Source organism: Luteimonas sp. YGD11-2, from assembly GCF_004118975.1.
Classification (GTDB): Bacteria; Pseudomonadota; Gammaproteobacteria; order Xanthomonadales; family Xanthomonadaceae; genus Luteimonas; species Luteimonas muca.
Genome location: NZ_CP035376.1, coordinates 2332584 through 2355492, shown reverse-complemented (window position 1 = coordinate 2355492; position 22909 = coordinate 2332584). Strand labels below are relative to the sequence as shown.

Annotated in this window: 21 protein-coding genes and 3 tRNA genes; 16 read left to right on the top strand and 8 right to left on the bottom strand. The window is 67.7% G+C overall.

Annotated features, from left to right (window positions below):
* The first annotated feature begins 33 nt into the window (after positions 1-33).
* Positions 34-110: transfer RNA gene (locus ERL55_RS10820), tRNA-Asn, on the top strand.
* Positions 111-219: 109 nt separating this feature from the next.
* Here ERL55_RS10820 and ERL55_RS10815 read toward each other — a convergent pair.
* Entirely contained in the window at positions 220-738 is a 519-nt protein-coding gene (locus tag ERL55_RS10815) for a GspH/FimT family pseudopilin (RefSeq protein ID WP_129136430.1), read from the bottom strand.
* Positions 739-1026: 288 nt separating this feature from the next.
* Between ERL55_RS10815 and uvrB the strand changes: the two genes are divergently transcribed.
* From uvrB to ERL55_RS10800, 3 genes are all read left to right on the top strand, one after another.
* Positions 1027-3069 carry an excinuclease ABC subunit UvrB gene (uvrB, locus tag ERL55_RS10810; protein WP_129136429.1) on the top strand — a complete coding sequence of 681 codons (2043 nt, stop codon included), beginning with the start codon at positions 1027-1029 and terminating at the stop codon, positions 3067-3069.
* 66 nt (positions 3070-3135) lie between these two features.
* Positions 3136-3210 (top strand) — tRNA-Val (locus ERL55_RS10805).
* 139 nt (positions 3211-3349) lie between these two features.
* Positions 3350-4279 (top strand): oxygenase MpaB family protein, encoded by a 930-nt coding sequence (locus ERL55_RS10800; protein ID WP_129136428.1) that lies wholly within the window; start codon positions 3350-3352, stop codon positions 4277-4279.
* 196 nt (positions 4280-4475) lie between these two features.
* On the opposite strand, the gene ERL55_RS10795 is transcribed toward ERL55_RS10800, so the two are convergent.
* From ERL55_RS10795 to cyoA, 7 genes are read right to left on the bottom strand one after another with little or no spacing between them, the layout of a single operon-like run.
* Positions 4476-5018: a response regulator transcription factor gene (locus ERL55_RS10795; RefSeq protein WP_129136427.1), complete on the bottom strand. Its 543-nt coding sequence runs from the start codon at positions 5016-5018 to the stop codon at positions 4476-4478.
* Positions 5008-6351, bottom strand: a complete 1344-nt coding sequence (locus ERL55_RS10790) for an ATP-binding protein (RefSeq protein WP_129136426.1) — start codon at positions 6349-6351, stop codon at positions 5008-5010. Before ERL55_RS10790 ends, ERL55_RS10795 begins: the two co-directional genes overlap by 11 nt.
* Positions 6326-7129: an SURF1 family protein gene (locus ERL55_RS10785; RefSeq protein ID WP_129136425.1), complete on the bottom strand. Its 804-nt coding sequence runs from the start codon at positions 7127-7129 to the stop codon at positions 6326-6328. Before ERL55_RS10785 ends, ERL55_RS10790 begins: the two co-directional genes overlap by 26 nt.
* Positions 7126-7542 carry a cytochrome o ubiquinol oxidase subunit IV gene (gene cyoD / locus ERL55_RS10780; protein WP_129136424.1) on the bottom strand — a complete coding sequence of 139 codons (417 nt, stop codon included), beginning with the start codon at positions 7540-7542 and terminating at the stop codon, positions 7126-7128. The genes ERL55_RS10785 and cyoD overlap by 4 nt, the downstream gene beginning before the upstream one ends.
* Positions 7539-8168: a cytochrome o ubiquinol oxidase subunit III gene (gene cyoC, locus ERL55_RS10775; protein WP_129136423.1), complete on the bottom strand. Its 630-nt coding sequence runs from the start codon at positions 8166-8168 to the stop codon at positions 7539-7541. The genes cyoD and cyoC overlap by 4 nt, the downstream gene beginning before the upstream one ends.
* Positions 8161-10173: a cytochrome o ubiquinol oxidase subunit I gene (gene cyoB, locus ERL55_RS10770; protein ID WP_129136422.1), complete on the bottom strand. Its 2013-nt coding sequence runs from the start codon at positions 10171-10173 to the stop codon at positions 8161-8163. The genes cyoC and cyoB overlap by 8 nt, the downstream gene beginning before the upstream one ends.
* 39 nt (positions 10174-10212) lie before the next feature.
* On the bottom strand, positions 10213-11274 hold the full coding sequence (gene cyoA / locus ERL55_RS10765; RefSeq protein WP_129136421.1) for a ubiquinol oxidase subunit II: 1062 nt from the start codon (positions 11272-11274) through the stop codon (positions 10213-10215).
* Between the two features lie 177 nt (positions 11275-11451).
* Between cyoA and ERL55_RS10760 the strand changes: the two genes are divergently transcribed.
* From ERL55_RS10760 to ERL55_RS10705, 12 genes are all read left to right on the top strand, one after another.
* Positions 11452-12765: an MFS transporter gene (locus ERL55_RS10760; RefSeq protein ID WP_129136420.1), complete on the top strand. Its 1314-nt coding sequence runs from the start codon at positions 11452-11454 to the stop codon at positions 12763-12765.
* A gap of 274 nt (positions 12766-13039) precedes the next feature.
* Entirely contained in the window at positions 13040-14944 is a 1905-nt protein-coding gene (gene thrS / locus ERL55_RS10755) for a threonine--tRNA ligase (protein WP_129136419.1), read from the top strand.
* Positions 14945-15086: 142 nt separating this feature from the next.
* On the top strand, positions 15087-15608 hold the full coding sequence (gene infC, locus ERL55_RS10750) for a translation initiation factor IF-3 (protein ID WP_129136418.1): 522 nt from the start codon (positions 15087-15089) through the stop codon (positions 15606-15608).
* Between the two features lie 604 nt (positions 15609-16212).
* Complete coding sequence (gene rpmI, locus ERL55_RS10745) at positions 16213-16416, top strand: 50S ribosomal protein L35 (RefSeq protein WP_100322122.1); 204 nt, start codon at positions 16213-16215, stop codon at positions 16414-16416.
* Positions 16417-16429: 13 nt separating this feature from the next.
* On the top strand, positions 16430-16789 hold the full coding sequence (gene rplT / locus ERL55_RS10740) for a 50S ribosomal protein L20 (protein WP_129136417.1): 360 nt from the start codon (positions 16430-16432) through the stop codon (positions 16787-16789).
* 126 nt (positions 16790-16915) lie between these two features.
* Positions 16916-17926, top strand: a complete 1011-nt coding sequence (pheS, locus tag ERL55_RS10735) for a phenylalanine--tRNA ligase subunit alpha (RefSeq protein WP_129136416.1) — start codon at positions 16916-16918, stop codon at positions 17924-17926.
* Positions 17927-17948: 22 nt separating this feature from the next.
* Positions 17949-20321: a phenylalanine--tRNA ligase subunit beta gene (gene pheT, locus ERL55_RS10730; protein ID WP_129136415.1), complete on the top strand. Its 2373-nt coding sequence runs from the start codon at positions 17949-17951 to the stop codon at positions 20319-20321.
* Positions 20322-20333: 12 nt separating this feature from the next.
* The gene (locus ERL55_RS10725) at positions 20334-20633 is read left to right on the top strand and encodes an integration host factor subunit alpha (protein ID WP_058835239.1); all 300 of its coding nucleotides are present in this window, start codon (positions 20334-20336) and stop codon (positions 20631-20633) included.
* Positions 20626-20982 (top strand): MerR family transcriptional regulator, encoded by a 357-nt coding sequence (locus ERL55_RS10720; RefSeq protein WP_129136414.1) that lies wholly within the window; start codon positions 20626-20628, stop codon positions 20980-20982. Before ERL55_RS10725 ends, ERL55_RS10720 begins: the two co-directional genes overlap by 8 nt.
* Before the next feature lie 87 nt (positions 20983-21069).
* A tRNA-Pro gene (locus tag ERL55_RS10715) sits at positions 21070-21146 on the top strand.
* Positions 21147-21375: 229 nt separating this feature from the next.
* Positions 21376-22407 carry a TraB/GumN family protein gene (locus tag ERL55_RS10710; protein WP_164972181.1) on the top strand — a complete coding sequence of 344 codons (1032 nt, stop codon included), beginning with the start codon at positions 21376-21378 and terminating at the stop codon, positions 22405-22407.
* Positions 22408-22505: 98 nt separating this feature from the next.
* Positions 22506-22850 (top strand): hypothetical protein, encoded by a 345-nt coding sequence (locus ERL55_RS10705; protein ID WP_129136412.1) that lies wholly within the window; start codon positions 22506-22508, stop codon positions 22848-22850.
* Positions 22851-22909 lie beyond the last annotated feature (59 nt).

Here is a 22909-nt window from a genome sequence, read left to right as displayed (position 1 = left end):
CGGGATGATGGAGCCACTACAATACGCGTCCCCGCCCGAATAGCTCAGCCGGTTAGAGCACTTGACTGTTAATCAGGGGGTCGTTGGTTCGAGTCCAACTTCGGGCGCCAGATGATGCAGAAGGCCGCGGATCTCCGTGGCCTTCTGCTTTTTCGGGTCCAGGTAGCCGGGCTGTGCGCCCATCCGAAGATGGGGCCGGGGTGTTCCTCGTTCGCGTTCTCAGCGTGGGCAGTCGGTCGGCTGTTGCGGCCGCGCACTGCGCACGCGACCGAGGTTGTTGACGACGACGGTGCCCGCCAGTTGCTCGCCTGCGCAGAGCCGCACGGTCTGGTTGCTGTGCGCGCTGCGGCCGTCGTGCTGGTAGCGCAGGTAAAGGCGGGTGGCGGTGACGGTCACGCCGCGCGGCATGGCCTCGCGGCTGCCGAGGATGTCCGCCATGGCATCCGGTTGCCGGTTGCCGTCGGGGTCGAGGAAGAACATCCAGCCCAGGGTCCAGTCGGAGTCGTCACGGCAACGATGGTCGGCGCTGCGTGGGCAGACCACCAACTGGCTGCGGCGCGCGATGGCGATGCTGCGGGCCGCCGCCAGATCGGCGCTGATACGGTGCATGGCGGTCTGCACGCGCAGCTGGGTCAGGGTGTCGCTGAAGGCCGGCAGACCGACGCTCAGGAAGACGGCGAGGACCGTCAGCACGGTCATTATTTCGATCAGGGTGGCGCCCGCATTGCTGCGCTTCATCGCACCGGCCTCCGTGCCGCATGTCGAGGGCGGAAGGATGGGGCGAGGCGGCAGGGCCGGGCTATCGGCAGTGGGAAGGACGGGCTGTAGGAAATGCCCTCATCCGGCCCTTCGGGCCACCTTCTCCCGCTTGCGGGAGAAGGGTCGAGGCATTGCGCCTCGGGCTCGAACGTAAAGAGTGGTCCTTATCCGGTCAGCATGGCCTGCGCCTCCCATCGCGTTCCGTGGCCGGTCATGCACCCTCGCGGGGCGCGGGTCTAAACTGGGTGCTTTCCGCCGGTCCCCCCGATGAGCCAGAGTCGCGAACCCTTCAAGCTGGTGTCCCCGTACTCGCCGGCCGGCGATCAGCCGCAGGCGATTGCGCGCCTGATCGATGGCTTCCAGTCGGGGCTGGCGCGGCAGACGCTGCTGGGCGTGACCGGCTCCGGCAAGACCTACACGATCGCCAACGTGATCCAGGCGGTGCAGAAGCCGACGCTGGTGATGGCGCCGAACAAGACCTTGGCCGCGCAGCTCTACGGCGAATTCAAGTCGTTTTTCCCGCACAACGCGGTCGAGTACTTCGTCAGCTATTACGATTACTACCAGCCCGAGGCCTATGTGCCGTCGTCGGACACCTTCATCGAGAAGGACAGTTCGATCAACGAGCACATCGAGCAGATGCGGCTCTCGGCGACCAAGGCGCTGCTCTCGCGCCCGGACGCGTTGATCGTGGCCACGGTGTCGGCGATCTACGGCCTCGGCGACCCGGAGGACTACCTCAAGCTGCGGCTGATCCTGGCGCGCGGCGAGCGCATTGAGCAGCGCGCGTTGATCCGCCATCTCACCGAGCTGCAGTACACCCGCAACGACACCGAGCTGCGTCGCGGCAGTTACCGCGTGCGCGGCGAGGTGATCGATGTGCATCCGGCGGAATCGGAGATGGAGGCGCTGCGCATCGAGCTGTTCGACGGCGAGATCGAGAACCTCAGCCTGTTCGATCCGCTGACCGGCGAGGTGCAGCGGAAGATCCCGCGCTTCACCGTGTACCCGAAGACCCACTACGCCAGCACGCGCGAGAGCGTGCTGACCGCGGTCGAGTCGATCAAGGTCGAACTCAAGGAGCGCTTGGAAGAGCTGTACGCGCAGAACAAGCTGGTGGAGGCGCAACGGCTGGCGCAGCGCACCCAGTTCGACCTCGAGATGATGGCCGAGGTCGGCTACTGCAACGGCATCGAGAACTACTCGCGACACATGACCCGCCGTGGCCCGGGCGAGCCGCCGCCGACGCTGTTCGACTACCTGCCGCCCGATGCGCTGCTGGTACTCGACGAATCGCACGTCACCGTGCCGCAGATCGGTGGCATGTACCGCGGCGACCGCGCGCGCAAGGAGACGCTGGTCGACTTCGGTTTCCGCCTGCCGTCGGCACTCGACAACCGGCCTTTGCGCTTCGAGGAATGGGAGGAGCGCGCGCCGCGGATGATCTTCGTGTCCGCCACGCCCGGCAAGTACGAACTGGAGAAGTCCGAAGGCGAGGTGGTCGAACTGGTGGTGCGCCCGACCGGGCTGATCGATCCGGAGGTGGAGATCCGCCCGGTCGCGACCCAGGTCGACGACGTGCTCGGCGAGATCCACCTGCGCGTGGCGATGGGTGACCGCGTGCTGATCACCACGCTCACCAAGCGGATGGCCGAGAACCTCACCGAGTACCTCGCCGAGCACGGCGTGCGCGTGCGCTACCTGCACTCCGACATCGACACCGTCGAGCGCGTGGAGATCATCCGTGACCTGCGGCTGGGCCAGTTCGACGTGCTGGTGGGCATCAACCTGCTGCGCGAGGGCCTGGACATGCCCGAGGTGTCGCTGGTGGCGATCCTCGATGCCGACAAGGAAGGCTTCCTGCGTTCGGCCGGCTCGCTGATCCAGACCATCGGCCGTGCCGCGCGCAACCTGCGCGGCAAAGCGATCCTGTATGCCGATTCGGTGACCCGCTCGATGCAGGCGGCGCTGGACGAAACCGACCGCCGTCGCCAGAAGCAGGTCGAGTACAACGAGGCGCATGGCATTACCCCGAAGTCGGTGCAGCGCGCGATCATGGACGTCATGGAGGGCGCGCGCGCCGATTCCGCGCTGGAGAAAAAGGGGCGGGGCCGAGGTCGCAAGGTGGCCGAGCAGGGCGAGGATTACGCGCGCCTGGATGCCTCGCAGGCGGCGGCAAAGCTGCGCGAGCTCGAGCAGAAGATGTACCAGCATGCGCGTGACCTGGAGTTCGAGGACGCGGCGCAGGTGCGCGACCAGATCAGGCGACTGAAGGAAGCCACGCTGGGAGGAGCCGCCGCCGCGCGATGACGATTCCGCTTGCCGGCTGCGCTGGCGCGGGCTAGAATTCGCGGCCTTGCCGGATGGCGAGGCATCGGGCGGTTAGCTCAGCGGTAGAGCACTACCTTGACATGGTAGGGGTCACAGGTTCGAACCCTGTACCGCCCACCAAAAACAACAGCTTGAGTGGTGTTTTTGGAACGGAACCCTGGCGAAAGCCGGGGTTTTTCGCGTCCGGGGCCGGACTCCAGCGCGCAGCCGGTCAGGCGCCAGTCCGCCGACGGTCGAGCGCTGCCGATACGATGCAGCCATGCAGCGTCCCGCACTCCCGTTCGCCACACCGGCAGCCGCCGCCATCCGCCGCTGGGTGCTGGGCGTGTTCCCGCGCGGGGAAAGCGGCATCGATTACGACCATCCACCGGGCGATCCCGGGCTGTTCGGCCCGCAATCGGTGACGTGGCGCGTGCATGCGGACTTCCCGGGCATGCTGGCCGGTGGCCTGTGCGCGCTGATGCTGCAGGCCCTGCACCCGCGGGCGTTGGCAGGCGTCTGGGACCATTCGGATTTCCGCGGTGACCTGGTCGGGCGGCTGCGGCGCACGACCGCGTTCGTCGCCGGCACCACCTTCGCCGGCACGGAGCAGGCGCAACGCCTGATCCGCCGCGTCACCGCCATCCACACCCGCGTGCGAGGCGAGACCGCCGATGGCGTGGCGTACGCGGCCGACGATCCGGAACTGCTGACCTGGGTGCATGTGACCGAGGCGTACGCCTTCCTGCAGGGCTTCAATGCGTACGCCGGCCTGCCGGGTCCTGCCGGCTTCGGGGATCGGTACTACGATGAGACGCGCCGCGTGGCGGAGGCGCTGGGTGCGTGCGATGTGCCGGCCGATGCTGCCCGCGTCGCCGCCTATTTCGCGCGCGTGCGGCCGGAGTTGCGCTACGACGCACGCTCGCGCGAAGTGCTGGCGGTGCTGCGCGACGTGCGCCTGCCGGTGCCGGGGGCGACGCTCTCGCGCGAACTGTTCCTCGGTGCGGGTGCCGCGTTGCTGCCGCCGTGGGCGGAGGCGCTGCTGGAGATCGGGCCGCTCCAGCGGGCGCGCCACCGCGCGTGCGCCAGTGCACTGCGGGCCGCGGCACCGCTGTTCCGCATGGCGTTGCCCGATGGCGTGGCACCACGCGCGTGCAGGCGGGTGGGTGTGCCGGTGGAGGTTCTGCGTGATTTCAGCGGTGTAACCTGACGCGACGGATGCCCTCATCCGGCCCTTCGGGCCACCTTCACCCGCACGCGGGAGAAGGGCCCAGATGTCGAAGCATCCTGGATGCGCGCCCACCCCTGGCTGTCACCCATCGGCGGCCTGGCCCGCCAGACCGGCAATCCTGCGAAGCTGCGCCCCGCACGCGGGAGAGGGTCAGCGTCCCGACCTGCCACCACTCTCACTTCACCCGCTGCTTCTCCAGCTTGCGCGCCAGCGTGCGGCGGTGCAGCCCCAATCGGCGCGCGGCCTCGGAGATGTTGAAGTTGGTTTCGGCCAGGGTCTGGTGGATGTGTTCCCACTCCAGCGTCTTGATCGACGACGTGCGCGCGGTCAGTTCCACGTCCACGGTGCCCTGCGCCCGATCGAAGGCCGCTTCGATGTCGTCGGTGTTCGACGGCTTGGCCAGGTAGTGGCAGGCGCCGAGCTTGATCGCCTCCACCGCAGTGGCGATGCTGGCATAACCGGTCAGCACCACGATCAGCATGTCCGCATCGTGCGCGTGCAATGCCTGCACGCAGGCGAGCCCGGAACTGCCGTTGGCAAGCTTGAGGTCGACCACCGCATGGGTGGGCGCGAACTCATGCAGCGCCGCGGGCACGTCGTCCAGGCTGGCGGCGGAACGCACCGTATAGCCGCGGCGCTGGAAGGACCGCGCAAGCGTGCGCGCGAAGGCGGCGTCGTCCTCGACGATCAGCAGCCTGCGGGTGGATTCATTCGTCATCGGTGTCCTGCTCCTCGAGGGCCAGCGCCGACAGCGGCAGCACCATCGTCACCACGGCGCCGCCCATCGGGCGATTGCGGGCGGACAGCCGCCCACCGAGTGTACGGGCCACGTTGACCGACAGGAACAGACCCAGCCCGCGGCCCGGTTCACCCTTGCTGGAGTTGTAGGGCGTGCCCAGGCGCTCGAGGATCGCGGGGTCGAATCCGCTGCCGGAATCGGCCACTTCGATCACCAGTTCGTTGCCGACGCAGGCCACGTCGAGCGCGACGTGGTCCGGCGACGCTTCCAGCGCGTTGTCGAGCACGTTGAAGACCATCTGCCGCAGGCCGGGCTCGGAGACCAGCGGCGGATCCTGCTCGCAGCGGTTGTGGTATTCGAAGCTGCGCACCGGCCGCGAGCGCTGCCATTCCCCGGCCATGCCGTCGAGGAACGCGTGCAGGGTGGTCTCGCGTGGCGCCTCGCCGCGCATCTCTCCGGCCGCCAGCAGGATATTGGTGACGATCGCCTTGCAGCGCAGTACCTGCGCTTCCATCTCCGCGACGTCCTCGCGCAGTTCCGGCTCCGAGGCGAACAGCGGCAGGTGCTGCCAGTCACGCAGGATCACCGCAAGGGTCGACAGCGGCGTGCCGAGCTCGTGCGCGGCACCGCTTGCCAGCAGCCCCATGCGCACGATGTGCTCTTCTTCCGCCGCGCGCTGGCGCAGGGCGGCCAGGCGTGCCGCGCGCTCGCGCAGGATGCGCTCGATACGCGCGACGAACACCACCAGCAGCGCCGCCATCAGCCCGAAGCACACCAGCAGGCCCTGTACATAGGGATCGGCGAGGCCGTCGGCGGGATCGACCGGCACCTGGGTGGGCCCGGGGAACATGACCAGCAGCACCACGCCGAGCGCGGTCGCCGCGGCCACCAGCCAGGTATAGGGCGAGCGCAGCAGCACCGCGCCCAGCGCCACCTGAAGCAGGTACAGGAACAGGAACGGATTGCTGAGGCCGCCGCTGAGATGCAGCTGCGCGGTCAGCGAGGCCACGTCCACCAGCAGCGCCACCAGCAGCGCGAGGCCGGTGATCCGGCTGCGGCCATGCCACCACGCAAGACTCAACAGGTTGAATACCACCAGCACGCCGAGCACGGCGAACATCGCCTGCAGCGGCAGCCGGATGCCGTATCCGAAATGCACGACGAGGATCGCCGCCACCTGGCCGACGGTGGCGATCCATCGCAGCTGGATCAGCTGCTGCATGCTGCGCAGCCCGGCGTGGTCGGGGGTGCCGGTCAGGCCGGTGGGCAGAAGGTCCGCGACCGCGTCACCGGCCCGTGCGCGGTCGGACATCGGAAGGCTCCTCGGAAGACTGTCCGCGATGGTGCCGGAAACGGCGTTCCAGCACGAACAGGCAGGCGCCGGCCACCAGCGTCAGCAGCGCCATCGCGAACCAGGTGAGCGCGTACTGCAGGTGGTGGTCGCGGAACTTCACCACGGTGAGGCCGCCGCGCGGCCAGCCGGCGCGGGCCGGATCGTGATCGGCATCGATGAAGTAGGGCGCGACCCGGTCCGCCGGCAATCCCCGTGTGGCGGCGATGGCGGCGACGTCGCGCGAATGCCAGCGATCCGCGGCGGGGTCGTTGTCGCGGAGGAAACCCCCGCCCACCTCGGGCAGGCGGAGCAGTCCCACAACCTCCGCAGGCCCTGGCGCCGGCGCGGCCACATCCGTGCCCGCCGGCACGAAGCCGCGGTTGACCAGCACGACGTCGCCGGATGCTGTCTGCAGTGGCGACAGCAGCCACCAGCCGGCACCGATCCCGGTCACCGCCTGCGTGCGTGCCGGCGCGACGTCCAGCCACTCGCCACGCACGCGCACGCGGCGGTACTCGTCGTTCTCTGCCGTGATCGCATCCCAGCGCGCTCGCGTGGGCGGGTCGACCGGTTCGGCGTGCACCCGGGCCTCGACGCGGGCGATCAGCGCGTCCTTCCAGGCCATGCGCTGCAGCTGCCAGGTGCCCAGCGCGACGAAGCAGACGAAAGCCGCCGCAAGCGCGGCGGCGAAGACGAAGCGAAGCACCGGCCGCCGCGGCCGCGCGGGTGCGGCATTGGCGGCCGGGGCCGGGCTCATTGCAGGTTCCGCAGCATCTCTTCCATGTCGTGCGGGCCCGGCATCATGTTGGTGTTGAGGTGGTGCATGACCCACAGCGAGCCGGCGAGCACGATCACCAGCAGCACCAGCGTGAAGATCAGCGCCAGCAGGTTCCAGCCGCCTTCGGACTTCGGATTCATGTGCAGGAAGTAGATCATGTGCACGACCACCTGCACCGCGGCGAAGCCGAGCAGCACCAGCGTGGTGATGGTGGTGTTCTGCAGAACGTCGCCCATCACCAGCCAGAATGGAATCGCGGTGAGGATGACCGCCAGCACGAAGCCGGTGAGGTACTCCCTGGCGGTGACGTGGGGAATGCCGTCCTCGAGGTGGTTCTCGGGCGGGTCCAGGGTGCCGTGGTCGCTTCCGGCGTGTCCGCTCTTGCCACTCATGGCAGGACTCCCATCAGGTAGACGAAGGTGAAGACGCCGATCCACACGACGTCGAGGAAATGCCAGAACAGCGACAGGCAGGCGATGCGGCGGGTGTTGGCGCGGGTCAGCCCGTGCTTGCGCACCTGCACGCACAGCACCACCAGCCAGATCACGCCGAACAGCACGTGGATGCCGTGGGTGCCGACGAGGGCGAAGAACGCGGACAGGAACGCGCTGCGCTGCGGGCCGGCGCCAAGCGAGATCAGGTGCCAGAACTCGTAGATCTCGATGGCCAGGAACGCGAGGCCGAGGACGCCCGTGGCGGCCAGCCAGCCGATCACCGTCTTCGACTGCCGGCGCTGCATCGCGATCATCGCGAAGCCGTAGGTGATCGACGACACCAGCAGGATCGCCGTATTGGCCGCGATCAGTCTCAGGTCGAACAGGTCCGCACCCGACGGGCCCGCCGCGTACGAGCGGCCGAGCACGCCGTAGGTGGCGAACAGGGCGCCGAAGATCATCAGGTCGCTGAGAAGGTAGATCCAGAAGCCCAGCAGCGTCCCGTTCTCGGGGTGGTGCCTGGCACCGGTATCGAGGAACACGGGCGAGCCGTCCTCACGGGTCATGGCGATCGTTTCAGACATGGACGTTCTTCAGTTGTTCGGTGCGGGCAAGCTCGGTCGCCGCGACCTCGTCGGCGGGGATATGGAAATCACGGTCGTAGTTGAAGCTGTGCCAGATCGCGTAGGCGACCACGGCCAGGAAGCTCACCCCCACCAGCCACCACACGTGCCAGATGAGCCCGAACCCGCAGATCGTGGCCAGCAGCGACAGCACCACGCCTGCCGGGGTGTTCTTCGGCATGTGGATCGCGGTGAAACCGGTGGTCGGGCGCTTGAAGCCGCGCGCCTTCATGTCGGTCCAGGCGTCGTTGTCGTGCACCACCGGGGTGAACGCGAAGTTGTAGTCCGGCGGCGGCGACGAGGTCGACCATTCCAGCGTACGTCCATCCCACGGATCGCCGGTGACGTCGCGCAGCTGTTCGCGCTTGCGGAAGCTGACGTAGATGCAGATCAGGAAGCAGGCGATGCCGATCGCGATGAGCACCGCACCGACCAGCGCGATCTGGAACCAGATCTGGTAGGACGGATCCTCGAAATGGCTCAGGCGACGGGTCACGCCCATCAGGCCGAGGATGTAGATCGGGGTGAACGCGACCCAGTAACCCGACAGCCAGAACCAGAACGACATCTTCCCCCAGAAGTCGTCGAGCTTGAAGCCGAACGCCTTCGGGAACCAGTGGGTCATCGCCGCGAACAGTCCGAACACCACGCCACCGATGATCACGTTGTGGAAGTGCGCGACCAGGAACAGCGAGTTGTGCAGCACGAAGTCGGCCGGCGGCACCGCCAGCAGCACGCCGGTCATGCCGCCCACCACGAAGGTCACCATGAAGCCGATCGTCCACAGCATCGGCACCTCGAAACGGATGCGGCCGCGGTACATGGTGAACAGCCAGTTGAAGATCTTCGCGCCCGTCGGGATCGAGATGATCATCGTGGTGATGCCGAAGAACGAGTTGACGCTGGCACCCGAGCCCATGGTGAAGAAGTGGTGCAGCCACACCAGGTACGACAGCACCGTGATGCAGACCGTGGCGTAGACCATCGACGAGTAACCGAACAGGCGCTTGCCCGAATAGGTCGACACGATCTCGGAGAACACGCCGAACAACGGCAGGATCAGGATGTAGACCTCCGGGTGGCCCCAGATCCAGATCAGGTTCACGTACATCATGGCGTTGCCGCCAAGGTCGGACGTAAAGAAGTTGGTGCCCAGGTAGCGGTCGAGCGTCAGCAGGCCGAGTACGGCGGTCAGCACCGGGAACGACACCACGATCAGCACGTTGGTGCACAGCGAGGTCCAGGTGAACACCGGCATCTTCATCATGTCCATGCCCGGCGCACGCATCTTGATGATGGTCACCAGCAGGTTCACGCCGGACAGCAATGTGCCGACGCCTGCGATCTGCAATGCCCACAGGTAGTAATCCACGCCTACGCCGGGGCTGAAGCCGATGCCCGACAGCGGCGGGTAGGCCAGCCAGCCGGTCGCCGCGAACTCGCCCAGGAACAGCGACAGCATCACCAGCATCGCGCCGGCGGTGGTCATCCAGAACGAGAAGTTGTTGAGGAACGGGAAGGCCACGTCGCGCGCGCCGATCTGCAGCGGCACCAGGTAGTTCATCAACCCGGTCACCAGCGGCATCGCCACGAAGAAGATCATGATCACGCCGTGGGCGGTAAAGATCTGGTCGTAGTGGTGCGGTGGCAGATAGCCGAGGTTGTCACCGAAGGCCATGGCCTGCTGCAGGCGCATCATCAGCGCGTCGGCGAAACCGCGCAGCAGCATCACCAGGCCCAGCACCATGTACATGATGCCGATCTTCTTGTGGTCGATGCTGGTGAACCAGTCCTTCCACAACGTACCCCACAGGCGGTACTTGGTGATCACCGCGAACAGCGCGATGCCGGCGACGGCGGTGCCGACGAACGCCGCCATGACGATGGGGTCGTGCAGCATGGGAACCGAATCCCACGACAGGCGACCGAAAAGGGGGGAATAGGGCAAGCCGTGTTCAGGGGACATCTGGAGTTTCCGGAGTAGCGATCGGGCGACGGGCAGGCGTCAGGGCGCCTGCAGGCCACCGACGACGGACGACAGCAGCGGGGCGACGGTCTCGACGGTGCATACGCCGGCCGAGATGTAGGGGCCGTTCCTTACATCGCCCTGGCGCGGGATGGCCAGCGCGTCGAGGCCGCGCAGGCCCATTCCGCCGGCGGAATCAAGCGCCATCATCTGGTCCATGCACAGGCGGTCGATGTCGACGCAGCGGTTGACGATCATGTCGAACATGCCGTCGTCGACGTTGGCGTAGTAGCGCACCGGCTCCCGCTGGCTGGGTTCCTCAAGCGCGAGGTATTCGGCGCGCGTAAGCGCCTTGCCGCTTTCGCGTGCACCGGCGATCCAGCCGTCGAAGTCCGCGTCGGACATGCCGTGGAAGCGGAAGCGCATGTGCGAGAAACCGGCGCCGCTGTAATTGGACGAGAAGCCGGCGTAGTCGCCCGGCTCGTTCATCACCGCATGCAGGGTGCTCTGCATGCCCGGCATGCCGTAGATCATTCCGGCCAGCGCAGGGACGTAGAACGCGTTCATGACCGACGACGAGGTGATGCTGAAGCGGATCGGGCGGTCCACCGGCGCCGCGGCCTCGTTGACCACGGCCACGCCGTACTCGGGGTAGATGAACAACCACTTCCAGTCCATCGCCACCACCTGCACCTCGAGCGGCTCGACGTCCTCCGGCACCGCACGGTTGGCATCCAGGCGTTCGAGCGGACGGTACGGGTCCAGCAGGTGGGTGCTGATCCAGGTGATCGCACCGAGCGCGATGATGATCAGCAGCGGCACGCCCCAGATCACCAGCTCCAGCTGGGTGGAGTGGTCCCAGTCCGGGGTGTACTTGGCCTTGCGGTTGGATGCGCGGTACTTCCACGCGAACAGCAGGGTCAGGACGATCACCGGCACGATGACGATGAGCATCAGCACCGTGGCCACGACGATCAGGTTGCCCTGCTGGGCAGCGATGTCGCCGGGCGGCGAGAGCAACAGGAGGGAATTGCAGCCTGAGAGCAGTGCGGCGAGCCCGAGGGCGGCTGCAATGCGCAGGATGGATCGGGAACGGGTCATGGGTTCTGCGGCCGGGTGACACGAGCCGGCAACTCTAGTGCCGCCGACGTGCGGCGGCGATTGGACGTTTTGTCCCATCGCGTCGCGCCGGCAAGGCTGCGAAACTTGCCGATGCTGGCGGGACCGCATCGCCACGCTCCCCGCGCCTTCCGTTCCGTATCCGCGAGTCGAACGTCGATGTCCATGCATCCCGATGCCACCCTGTCCGATCACGACCATGGCACCAAGGCCAGCCACGATATCGCGCCCGGCGAGATCGCCGTCGGCGTGGTGATCGGGCGCGCGTCGGAGTACTTCGACTTCTTCGTCTACGGCATCGCCTCCGCGCTGATCTTCCCGGCGATCTTCTTTCCGTTCCTCGATCGCCTGGAGGGCACGCTCGCGGCGTTCGCGGTGTTCGCGTTGGCGTTCGTCGCGCGTCCGTTCGGCACGATACTGTTCATGAAGGTGCAGACGCGCTGGGGCCTGGGCATCAAGCTCACCAGCTCGCTGTTCCTGCTCGGCACCGCCACGGCGGGCATCGCGTTCCTGCCCACGTACGGCAGCCTCGGGGTGGTGTCGATCGCGTTGCTGGCGCTTTTCCGCAGCCTGCAGGGCGTGGCGCTGGGTGGTTCCTGGGACGGCCTGCCGTCGCTGCTGGCCCTCAACGCGCCGAAGGAGCGCCGCGGCTGGTACGCGATGCTCGGCCAGCTCGGCGCCCCCCTGGGCTTCATCGTCGCCGCGGGTGTGTTCGCGTTCCTCTATGCTAGTCTGAGCATGGACGATCTGCTGGCCTGGGGCTGGCGCTATCCGTTCTTCGTCGCCTTCGCGATCAACGTGGTCGCGCTGTTCGCGCGCCTGCGGCTGGCGGTGGCCGACGAGTACCGCAACAAGATGGACGAGCTTGAACTCGAGCCGACCCCTGTGCGTGAGCTGTTCCAGGCCAAGGGCCGGCACGTGTTCATCGGCGCGTTCGCCGCGCTGTGCAGCTACGCGCTGTTCCACATCGTCACCATCTTCCCGCTGTCGTGGATCCTGCTGTACTCCGACCAGTCGATTCCGGCGTTCCTGGTGATCCAGATCGTCGGGGCCTTCCTGTGCGCGGGTGCCATCGTCGCTTCCGGTTTCATCGCCGACCGCGTCGGCCGCGCACGCACGCTCGGCGGCCTGGCGCTTGCGATCGCGATGTTCAGCGGTTTCGCACCGACCATCCTCGCCAGTGGTGAAGTCGGCCAGGCCGCGTTCGTGCTGATCGGCTTCGTGCTGCTGGGCCTGTCCTACGGCCAGGCCGCAGGTGCGGTGACCGCGAACTTCGGCCGCCGCTACCGCTACACCGGCGCGGCGCTGACCTCGGACGTCGCCTGGCTGATCGGCGCGGCCTTTGCTCCGCTGGTGGCGTTGTGGCTGTGCGCGAACTTCGGGCTGGCGTGGCTGGGCGCCTACCTGCTGTCGGGCGCGGTGGCCACCGCCGCGGCATTGGCGATCAATCGCAAGCTCAGCTACAAGAGCTGACCATGTGCCACTGCCGACGCCCGCCCCGCGCGGGCGTCGTGCTGTCGGGGCCGTGCAACGCTGCTAGAATCGCGCTCCAGTCACCTCACCGACCAGGGTGGCCCGCGGAAACGCCGGCCGAGCGTGCGACATGGGCACTACCCGCTGCCGACGCTAGAGCACCCGGGGTTCCGTCCGTCGGCGCCCTCGTGGCGCTTTTTTTATGCCCAGGCCCTGGCTCGACGTGCAGGCACCGCAGTTCCACTCCGATCCCCCAGACGAATCCCGGCTTCCCATGATCACCATCACCCTTCCCGACGGCAGCCGCCGCGAGTTCGATGCCCCCGTCACCGTCATGCAGGTCGCGCAGTCGATCGGCCCGGGCCTGGCCAAGGCCACCGTGGCCGGCAAGGTCGATGGCCGCCAGGTGGATGCGTGCGACCTCATCGAGCACGATGCCACCCTGCAGATCCTGACGCCTAAGGATCCGGAAGGCGTCGAGATCATCCGCCACTCCTGCGCACACCTGGTCGGGCACGCCGTCAAGCAGCTGTATCCCGACGCCAAGATGGTGATCGGCCCGGTCATCGACGACGGCTTCTATTACGACATCTGGCGCGAGCGCCCGTTCACGCCCGAAGACATGGAGGCGATCGAGCAGCGCATGCGCGAGCTCATCGCGCTCGACTACGACGTGGTCAAGAAGATGACCCCGCGCGACGAGGTAGTCGAGGAGTTCCGCGCGCGCGGCGAGGACTACAAGCTGCGGCTGATCGACGACATGCCCGCCGACATCACCGCGATGGGGCTGTACCACCACCAGGAATACGTCGACATGTGCCGCGGCCCGCACGTGCCGAACACGCGTTTCCTGAAGGCGTTCAAGCTGCTGCGCATCTCCGGCGCGTACTGGCGCGGCGACGCCGCCAACGAGCAGTTGCAGCGCATCTACGGCACCGCCTGGGCCGACGAGAAGCAGCTCAAGGCGTACATCCAGCGGATCGAGGAAGCCGAGAAGCGCGACCACCGCCGCATCGGCAAGGCGCAGCAGCTGTTCCACCTGCAGGAAGAAGCCCCGGGCCTGGTGTTCTGGCATCCGAAGGGCTGGGCGCTGTGGCAGGTGGTCGAGCAGTACATGCGTCGCGTCTACCGCGACAGCGGCTATGGCGAAGTGCGCTGCCCGCAGATCCTCGACGTCAGCCTGTGGCAGAAGTCCGGCCACTGGGACAACTACAAGGAGAACATGTTCTTCACCGAGTCCGAGAAGCGGACCTACGCGCTGAAGCCCATGAACTGCCCGGGCCACGTGCAGGTCTTCAACCAGGGCCTGCACAGCTATCGCGACCTGCCGATCCGCTACGGCGAGTTCGGCAGCTGCCACCGCAATGAGCCCTCGGGCGCCCTGCACGGGATACTGCGCGTGCGCGGCTTCACCCAGGACGACGGCCACGTGTTCTGCACCGAGGCGCAGGTGGAAGGCGAGGTGCGGGACTTCCACGCCCAGGCGCTCAAGGTCTACGCGGATTTCGGCTTCGAGGACATCCAGATCAAGATCGCCCTGCGCCCGGAATCGCGCCTGGGCGATGACGTCACCTGGGACAAGGCCGAAGAGGCGCTGCGCTCGGCACTGCGCGCGTCCGGGGTGGAATGGCAGGAGCTGCCGGGCGAGGGCGCGTTCTACGGCCCGAAGATCGAATACCACCTGCGCGACGCCATCGGCCGCACCTGGCAGCTCGGGACGATGCAGGTGGATTTCATGATGCCGCAGCGGCTCGATGCCGAGTACGTCGACGAGAACAGCCAGCGCCGCCATCCGGTCATGCTGCACCGCGCGATCGTCGGCTCGATGGAGCGTTTCATCGGCATCCTGATCGAGCACCACGCCGGCCAGTTCCCGGCCTGGCTGGCGCCGGTGCAGGCGGTGGTAATGAACATCACCGATGCCCAGGCGGACTATGTGGCCGAGGTGCGGAAAACCCTTGCCAATCAAGGCTTCCGGGTCGAGGCGGATTTGCGGAACGAGAAAATCGGCCGTAAGATTCGCGAGCACACGCTGCAGCGCGTGCCGTACCTGCTCGTAGTGGGGGACCGCGAGAAGGAGAACGGAGCGGTCGCGGTCCGGACGCTCGCGGGGGAGGACCTGGGCAGCATGCCGGTCGCCGACTTCGCTTCACGTCTGGCTGCGGGCAACGCGCAGTAGCATGATGGCTGAACGCAGGGTGCGCCGGACGGTCCGGCATGCCCGCGGGCCCGGTGGCTGACGAGCCGCCGGGGCGTGCGGATCCTTCCCGCAGCGCCCCGCCGTCGAGGGCCGGACTTTCAAATCCTTTGGAGATTGCAATATCAGCACCCCGGAAAAGCAGAATCGCAGGAACCAGGAGATCCGTGTCCCGCGCGTGCGCGTGATCGGCTCCGACGGCGAGATGATCGGCGTCCTCTCGCGGGACGAAGCCCTGCAGATGGCCGAAGAAGAAGGTCTCGATCTCGTCGAGATCCAGCCGAATGCCGACCCGCCGGTCTGCAAGATCATGGATTTCGGCAAGTTCAAGTTCGACCTCCAGAAGCGCGCGAACGAAGCCAAGAAGAAGTCGAAGCAGGTCGAGATCAAGGAAGTGAAGTTCCGTCCGGTCACGGACGAGGGCGACTACCAGATCAAGCTGCGGAAGATGCGCGGCTTCATCGAGGAAGGCGACAAGATCAAGGTCAACATCCGCTTCCGTGGTCGCGAGATGAGTCACCAGGAGCTGGGCCGGCAGATGGCCGCCCGCATCGAGGCCGATCTCGGCGAGGACATCGTCATCGAGTCGCGCCCCCGCCTGGAAGGGCGGCAGATGGTGATGATGATTGCTCCGAAGAAGAAGTAACCGCGCTCGGGACGGGTGTTGCCGTCCCGGATGTGGTGGTCGAAAAGGCGCCGCGAGGCGCCTTTTTCGTTTGTCGTTCGATCCTTGGGGCGGAGTCCGCGGCCCAGGCAAACGCCATGGGGGTTGCAGCGGAGCGGGCGGGAGTCCTCGGGGCGTGGGGGCATACGTGAGGAAGGTAGGCGGGTGGGCGACCCGGGTGGTCCGGCGCGGCATCCGTCAGCGGGACACGCCGTGAATCCGTCCCTGGAAGCTTGTCGGCGCCATCCATGGCGCCGACAGTCCCGCTGACGGACGCCACGCCGACCCCGGAGAGTCCCCGGGGTGCGGAACGAGGGGCACGGGCGGTCGGCGCTGGTCTCAGGCTCCTGTGGCGGTCCGGTCGGAAGAACAGCCAGTGCCGGGTTGGAGTGCCCGGGTTTGCACGGCCACCCTGCGCCCTGCATAATGGCCGGCCGGCTCGCCCGGGTGCTTTACCGTTTTTCAGGACCGGCCACGATCCCCAGGGGACAATGGCTCAACCACCGGCATCGGCAGGAAGGAAAGCGCGGGCCTCGACGGCCGCCGCCCGTGTCAGTCGCAAACAGATCCTACAAGGGACTTCGCAATGTCCAAGATCAAGATCAAGACCCATCGGGGGGCGGCCAAGCGCTTCCGGAAGACCGCTTCCGGCAAGTACAAGGCGGGTCATGCCAACCGCAGCCACATCCTCACCAAGAAAGCGACCAAGCGGAAGCGCAACCTGCGGCAGACGAATCACGTCCGCGCCGAGGATGCAGGCCGTCTGGACCGCATGCTGCCGTATCTCTGAGGAGGGCTGAACAATGGCACGAGTCAAACGTGGCGTGCAGGCGCGCCGCCGTCACAAGAAGGTTCTCAAGCTCGCCAAGGGCTACTACAACGCACGCCACAAGGTGTTCCGCGTTGCCAAGCAGGCGGTCATCAAGGCGCAGCAGTACGCCTACATCCACCGCAAGCAGAAGAAGCGTAATTTCCGTTCGCTGTGGATCACCCGCATCAACGCGGCGGCCCGCATCAACGGCATGAGCTACAGCCGCTTCATGAACGGCCTGATGAAGGCCGGCATCACCCTCGACCGCAAGGTGCTGGCGGATATCGCCGTGCACGACGCGGCGGGCTTCGCGGCCCTGGCCGAGAAGGCGAAGGGCGCTCTGGCGGCGTAACACAACCGTCCCACCGGCCCGCGCAGTGCGCGGTGCCGGCCGGGTACCGGCGGTTCACGCATGGGGAAGGGCGCAAGTCCTTCCCCATGTCTTTTTGCGGTCCCGGAATATCCTTGAGGCATCGCGATGAGTGACATCGACACCCTGTCCGCGCAGGCGCTGGCCGACATCGAGTCGGCGACGACCCCCGACGCGCTGGAAGCCCTGCGCGTGGCGCTGCTCGGCAAGAGCGGGCGCCTGACCGCGCAGCTGAAATCGCTGGGCGCGCTGCCCGCCGAGGAACGCAAGGCCGCCGGCGCAGGCATCAACCGCGCGCGCGATGCCATCACCGCCGCGCTGTCCGCGCGCAAGGCCGCGTTGGACGCCGCCGTGCTGGACGCGCGGCTGGCAACCGAGACCATCGACATCACCCTGCCCGGGCGCGATGCCGGGCTCGGTGGGGTGCATCCGGTCAGCCGCACGATGGAACGCATCGCCGACATCTTCGGCCGCCTCGGCTACGAGCTCGCCGACGGCCCGGAAATCGAGGACGACTGGCACAACTTCGAGGCACTGAACTTCCCGCCGCACCATCCGGCGCGGGCCATGCACGACACGTTCTACATGTCTCCCGACGGCGGCGGCATCCCGCGCCTGCTGCGCACGCATACCTCGGGCGTGCAGGTGCGTTACATGACCGGCCACGCGCCGCCGCTGCGGATGATCGCGCTCGGCAAGGTGTACCGCTCCGATTCCGACCAGACCCACACGCCGATGTTCCACCAGTGCGAGGGCCTGCTGGTGGACGAGCACGCGAGCTTTGCCGACCTCAAGGGCACGCTGGCCGAGTTCGTGCGTGCGTTCTTCGAGCGCGACTTCGAGATGCGTTTCCGTCCCAGCTATTTCCCGTTCACCGAGCCGTCCGCGGAGGTCGACATCGCCTGGCAGCAGGCCGACGGCTCGACCCGCTGGCTGGAAGTGCTGGGCTGCGGCATGGTGCATCCGAGCGTGCTGCGCAACGTCGGCATCGACCCGGAGCGCTACACCGGCTTCGCCTTCGGCATGGGCGTGGAGCGCTTCGCGATGCTGCGCTACGGCGTCGACGACCTGCGCGCGTTCTTCGACAACGACATCCGGTTCCTCAGGCAGTTCGCCTGATGACGATCCACGGAATTTCAGCATGAAATTTTCCGAGAACTGGCTCCGCCAGCATGTGCACACCGACGCCAGCCGCGAGGAACTCGCTGCCACCCTGACTGCCATCGGGCTCGAGGTCGAGGACACCGCGGTGCTGGGCGAAGGCCTCGACGGCATCGTCGTCGCACGCATCATCGCCTGCGAAAAACACCCCGAGGCCGACCGCCTGCAGGTGTGCAGCGTCGATGCCGGCACCGGTGCGCCGTTGCAGATCGTCTGTGGCGCGCCCAACGCGCGTGCCGGACTGGTTGCACCGCTGGCGATGGTCGGTGCCCGCGTGGGCGAACTCACCATCAGGGCGGCGACGCTGCGCGGCGTCGAGTCCAACGGCATGCTGTGCTCGGCAAAGGAACTCGGGCTCGACAGCGATGCCTCGGGCCTGCTGGAACTGCCCGGCGATGCGCCGGTCGGCACGCCGCTTGCGGACTACCTTGGCCTGCCGGATGCGACGTTCGAGCTCAAGCTCACCCCCAACCGCGCCGACTGCTTCAGCGTGCGCGGCATCGCGTTCGATGTCGCCGCCGCGTTCGGCAGCAGCGTCACCCCGTACACGATCGCGCCGGTGCCCGCGGCGGGCGATGCGCGGCTCGATGTCGCGCTCGACGCCGGTGCCGACGCACCGCGCTATCTCGGCCGGGTGATCGAGGGCGTCGAAGCCGGCGTGGCTACGCCGGTGTGGATGGCTGAACGGCTGCGTCGCAGCGGGATCCGCCCGCTGAGCTTCCTGGTCGACGTCACCCAGTACGTGATGCTCGAACTGGGGCAGCCGATGCACGCGTTCGACCGCGACCTGCTGCAGGGCCCGGTAGGCGTGCGGCATGCCCGCGGTGGCGAGACGCTGGCCCTTCTCGACGGGCGCGACGTGGCGCTGGATGCGCACTTCCTGGTGATCACCGATGCCGGGCGCCCGGTGGCGCTGGCCGGGGTGATGGGCGGCCACGACACTCGCGTGACCGATGCGACCCGCAACGTGTTCCTGGAGTCGGCACATTTCGCCCCGGCCGCGATCATCGGGCGCGCGCGCAGGCTGGGCCTGCATACCGATGCCTCGCACCGCTTCGAGCGCGGGGTCGATCCGCAGCTGCCGGCGCAGGCGATCGAGCTCGCCACCCGGCTGATCCTCGACCACGCCGGCGGCACGCCGGGGCCGGTGGTTGCCGCGGAGCTGCCCGAGCACCTGGCACAGCCACGGCCGATCCACCTGCGCCGCCAGCGCCTTGAACGCGTGCTGGGCCTCTCGATCGACGATGCCGACGTGGTGCGCATCCTCGGTGCGCTGGGCCTGGCGGTGGTCGACACCGTGGACGGCTGGCAGGTGACGCCGCCGCCGCGGCGCTTCGACCTCGCCATCGAGGAAGACCTCATCGAGGAAGTCGCGCGCATCCACGGCTATGACCGCGTGCCGACCACGCTTCCCGGTGGCGCGACCCGCCTGTGCGCGCCGGGCGAGGGCCGGCTGGACGATGCCGGGGTGCGCCGCCAGCTGGTCGCGCGTGACTGGCTGGAAGCCATCAACTACGCGTTCGTGGATGCCGCCCTGCTGCAGGCCTGGCAGCTCGATGCCGGTGCGGTGCCGCTGGCCAATCCCCTCAGCGCCGAACTGGGCGTGATGCGCACCTCGCTGCTGCCCGGGCTGGTCGACGCACTTGCGCGCAATGCCGCGCGCCAGCAGCCGCGCGTGCGCCTGTTCGAACTCGGGCGCAGCTACCACGCCGCGGCCACCGGCGATGCGCCGCGGGAAACCCCGCGTGTGGCGGCGGTCGCCATCGGCCCGGCGGGCGTCGAGCAGTGGGGCGCGCCGGCGCGCGACGTCGACTTCCACGACCTCAAGGGCGATCTCGAGAGCCTGGCGCTGCTCGCGCGCGCGGAACTGGAATTCCGCCCGTCGCAGGCGCCCTTCGGCCACCCCGGGCGCTCGGCCGACGTCTACCGCGACGGCGAACGCATCGGCTGGATCGGCGAACTGCATCCTGCACTGTTGCGCGAACTCGGTCTGGACCACCGCGCGGTGGCGTTCGAAGTCGAGCTCGAGCCCCTGCGCATGCGTGCGCTGCCGCGTGCGGCGACGCTGACGCGCTTTCCGTCCGTACGCCGCGACCTGGCGTTGCTGGTGGCGGAGGACATGCCCTGGGGCACGCTGGAGGCCGCGATCCGCGAGGCCGCCGGGCCGTTGCTGGCCGACCTGCGGCTGTTCGACCGTTACCAGGGCAAGGGCGTCGAAACCGGATTCAAGAGCCTGGCTACCGGCTTGATTCTGCAGGACAACTCGCGCACCCTGACGGACCGCGACGTCGACGACGTGGTGGCCCGCGTGACCGCCGCACTTGCATCGCACGGCGCACGCATCCGCAGTTGACCGGGGCACGGCATGGCACTGACCAAGGCAGAAATGGCCGAACGCCTCTACGAGGAAGTCGGCCTGAACAAGCGCGAGGCGAAGGAATTCGTCGACGCGTTTTTCGACGCCCTGCGCGAGGCCCTGCAGGGCGGGCGCCAGGTGAAGCTGTCCGGTTTCGGCAACTTCGACCTGCGTCGCAAGAACGAGCGCCCCGGCCGCAATCCCAAGACCGGCGAGGAGATCCCGATCTCCGCGCGTACGGTGGTCACGTTCCGCCCGGGCCAGAAGCTCAAGGAACGCGTGGAAGCCTACGGTGGTCGCCATGCTTGATCCCGGCAGCAACCGCGAACTCCCGCCGATCCCCGCCAAGCGCTACTTCACGATCGGCGAGGTCAGCGAGCTGTGCGACGTCAAGCCGCATGTGCTGCGTTACTGGGAGACCGAATTCCCCGGCCTGAGCCCGGTCAAGCGCCGCGGCAACCGCCGCTACTACCAGCGCCACGACGTGCTGATGGTCCGCCAGATCCGTGGGCTGCTCTACGAGCAGGGCTACACGATCGGCGGCGCACGCCTGCGCCTGGAAGGCGATGGCGCGCGGCAGGACTCGTCGCTGACCACCCAGGTGGTGCGCCAGGTCCGCACCGAGCTCGAGGACATCCTGCAGGTCCTCAAGCGCTGAGCAGCCGGATCGCCGATCCAGTGACCGGATGCGCGACGGCCGCGGGCGAAGTGGCTATAATGCCGGGCCGCCACTGGCGGAACCCATCGGGGTATAGCGCAGCCTGGTAGCGCACTTGTCTGGGGGACAAGTGGTCGTCGGTTCGAATCCGGCTACCCCGACCAGATCCGGCCACCGCGGCAGCGCGGCAGGCCCAAGAGAAACCCCGGGATTCCGGGGTTTTTCTGTTTCCGGGCGTGTGATCTTTTCATGCCCCCGCCGTGACTGCTCCGGTCGATCATTGTCGCGACCTCACGCTATTGCCGAAGTCCGGCCAATTCCTGCCGCGGCGCGGGAACTTGCCGGCCGCCCCGCGTTCGAACGCTCTCCGATTCCCACATGAATGGAGCACGCATGGCCGTTGCACACGCAGGGACGCTCGCTGCATTGCTGATGCTGGCGCCGGCAGCGGGATCCGCCGCGGCGGCTGACGAGGTCGCACCCGCATCCGTGCAGGCGCGGGAGGAGCGGGTCGTCGACCTGGAGACGCTGGTGGTGTCGGGCGTGCAGCCTGGTCCGGGCATGTGGAAGGTCTCGCGTGGCGACCACACCCTCTACGTTCTCGGCACCGTGTCGCCGCTGCCGCGGCGGATGGAGTGGGAATCGGCCGAGGTCGAATCGGTGATCGCACGCTCGCAGGCGGTGATCGGGCCGCCGACGGTGTCAGTGGGCACCGCCGACGTGGGCTTCTTCCGCGGCATCACGCTGGTGCCCGCGCTGCTGCGTGCCCGCAACAACCCCGGCAAGCGCCCGTTGCGCGAGGTCGTGTCGCCCGACCTCTACGCACGCTGGGAGGTGCTCAAGGCGCGCTACATCGGCCGCGACCGCGGTGTCGAGCGCCGGCGCCCGTTGCTGGCCGCGCAGGAACTCTACGAGGCGGCGCTGCGCCGCTCGGGCCTGCGCACGACAGGAGTGATCTGGCCGGTGGTGACCGCCGCCGCCAAGTCCGCGGACGTACCGGTGATCGACAGTGTCGTGCGCGTGCCGGTCGAGGACCCGAAGGGCATCCTGCAGGAACTCAACACCAGCGACCTGGCCGACCGCGAGTGCTTCGAGGGCACTATGGCGCGGATCGAGACCGATCTCGACAACATGCGCGCACGTGCGAATGCGTGGGCGGTCGGTGATATCGAGGGCCTGGCCGCGCTACCGCACGAGAATCACTACAGCGCCTGCCAGCAGGCCCTGACCGGCAGCGTGCTGGCGCAACGGCTCGGGCTCGACGACCTTCCCGAACGCGCGCAGCAGGCGTGGCTGGAGAACGTCGAACAGGCGATCGAACAGCACCAGGTGAGCTTCACCATGCTGTCGATGCACCAGTTGCTGGGCGAAGGCGGAATGCTGGAGCGCCTGGCCGCGAAGGGCTACACCGTCGAATCGCCCTGACTGCAGCCCGGCGCGGGGCCTGCGCGCCGGTCCTGCAGCTTGCGCCTGCTTCACGGCGCGACTGGGAGGATGGCCGGGTGTCCTTACAGGAGTCCGTCATGGTGATGCCAACAGGTCGAGAAGTGCCGCCGCCGCCGCAGGAGGACCCGGATGACGGCAGCCCGCCGCTGCAGGCACCGTCCGGCGAAAGCGAGGGCGCCGTCCGCGAGCCGGGACAGGACGCGGACGTCAGGGTCGGCAGGAACCCGCCCTACAAGCACGCTCCGCCCGAGCGCGCGGACCCCCGCCCGGAAGCCGACGCCAGCCTCAATCACGACTGTGCGCAGGGCGTCCATGACCGCAAGGCGTCGAAGGGTGACGACTTCGGCCGCGAGAACAACCCCAGCGCGGAGGGCAACGATCCCAGCCTCACCAGCGGGCCGACCCGCGAACGCAAGATCTGAGCCCGCGGGTTGGGATATTCCCGCGCCGCGATCGTCACGGTCGCAGGCGTCGCCCGAAA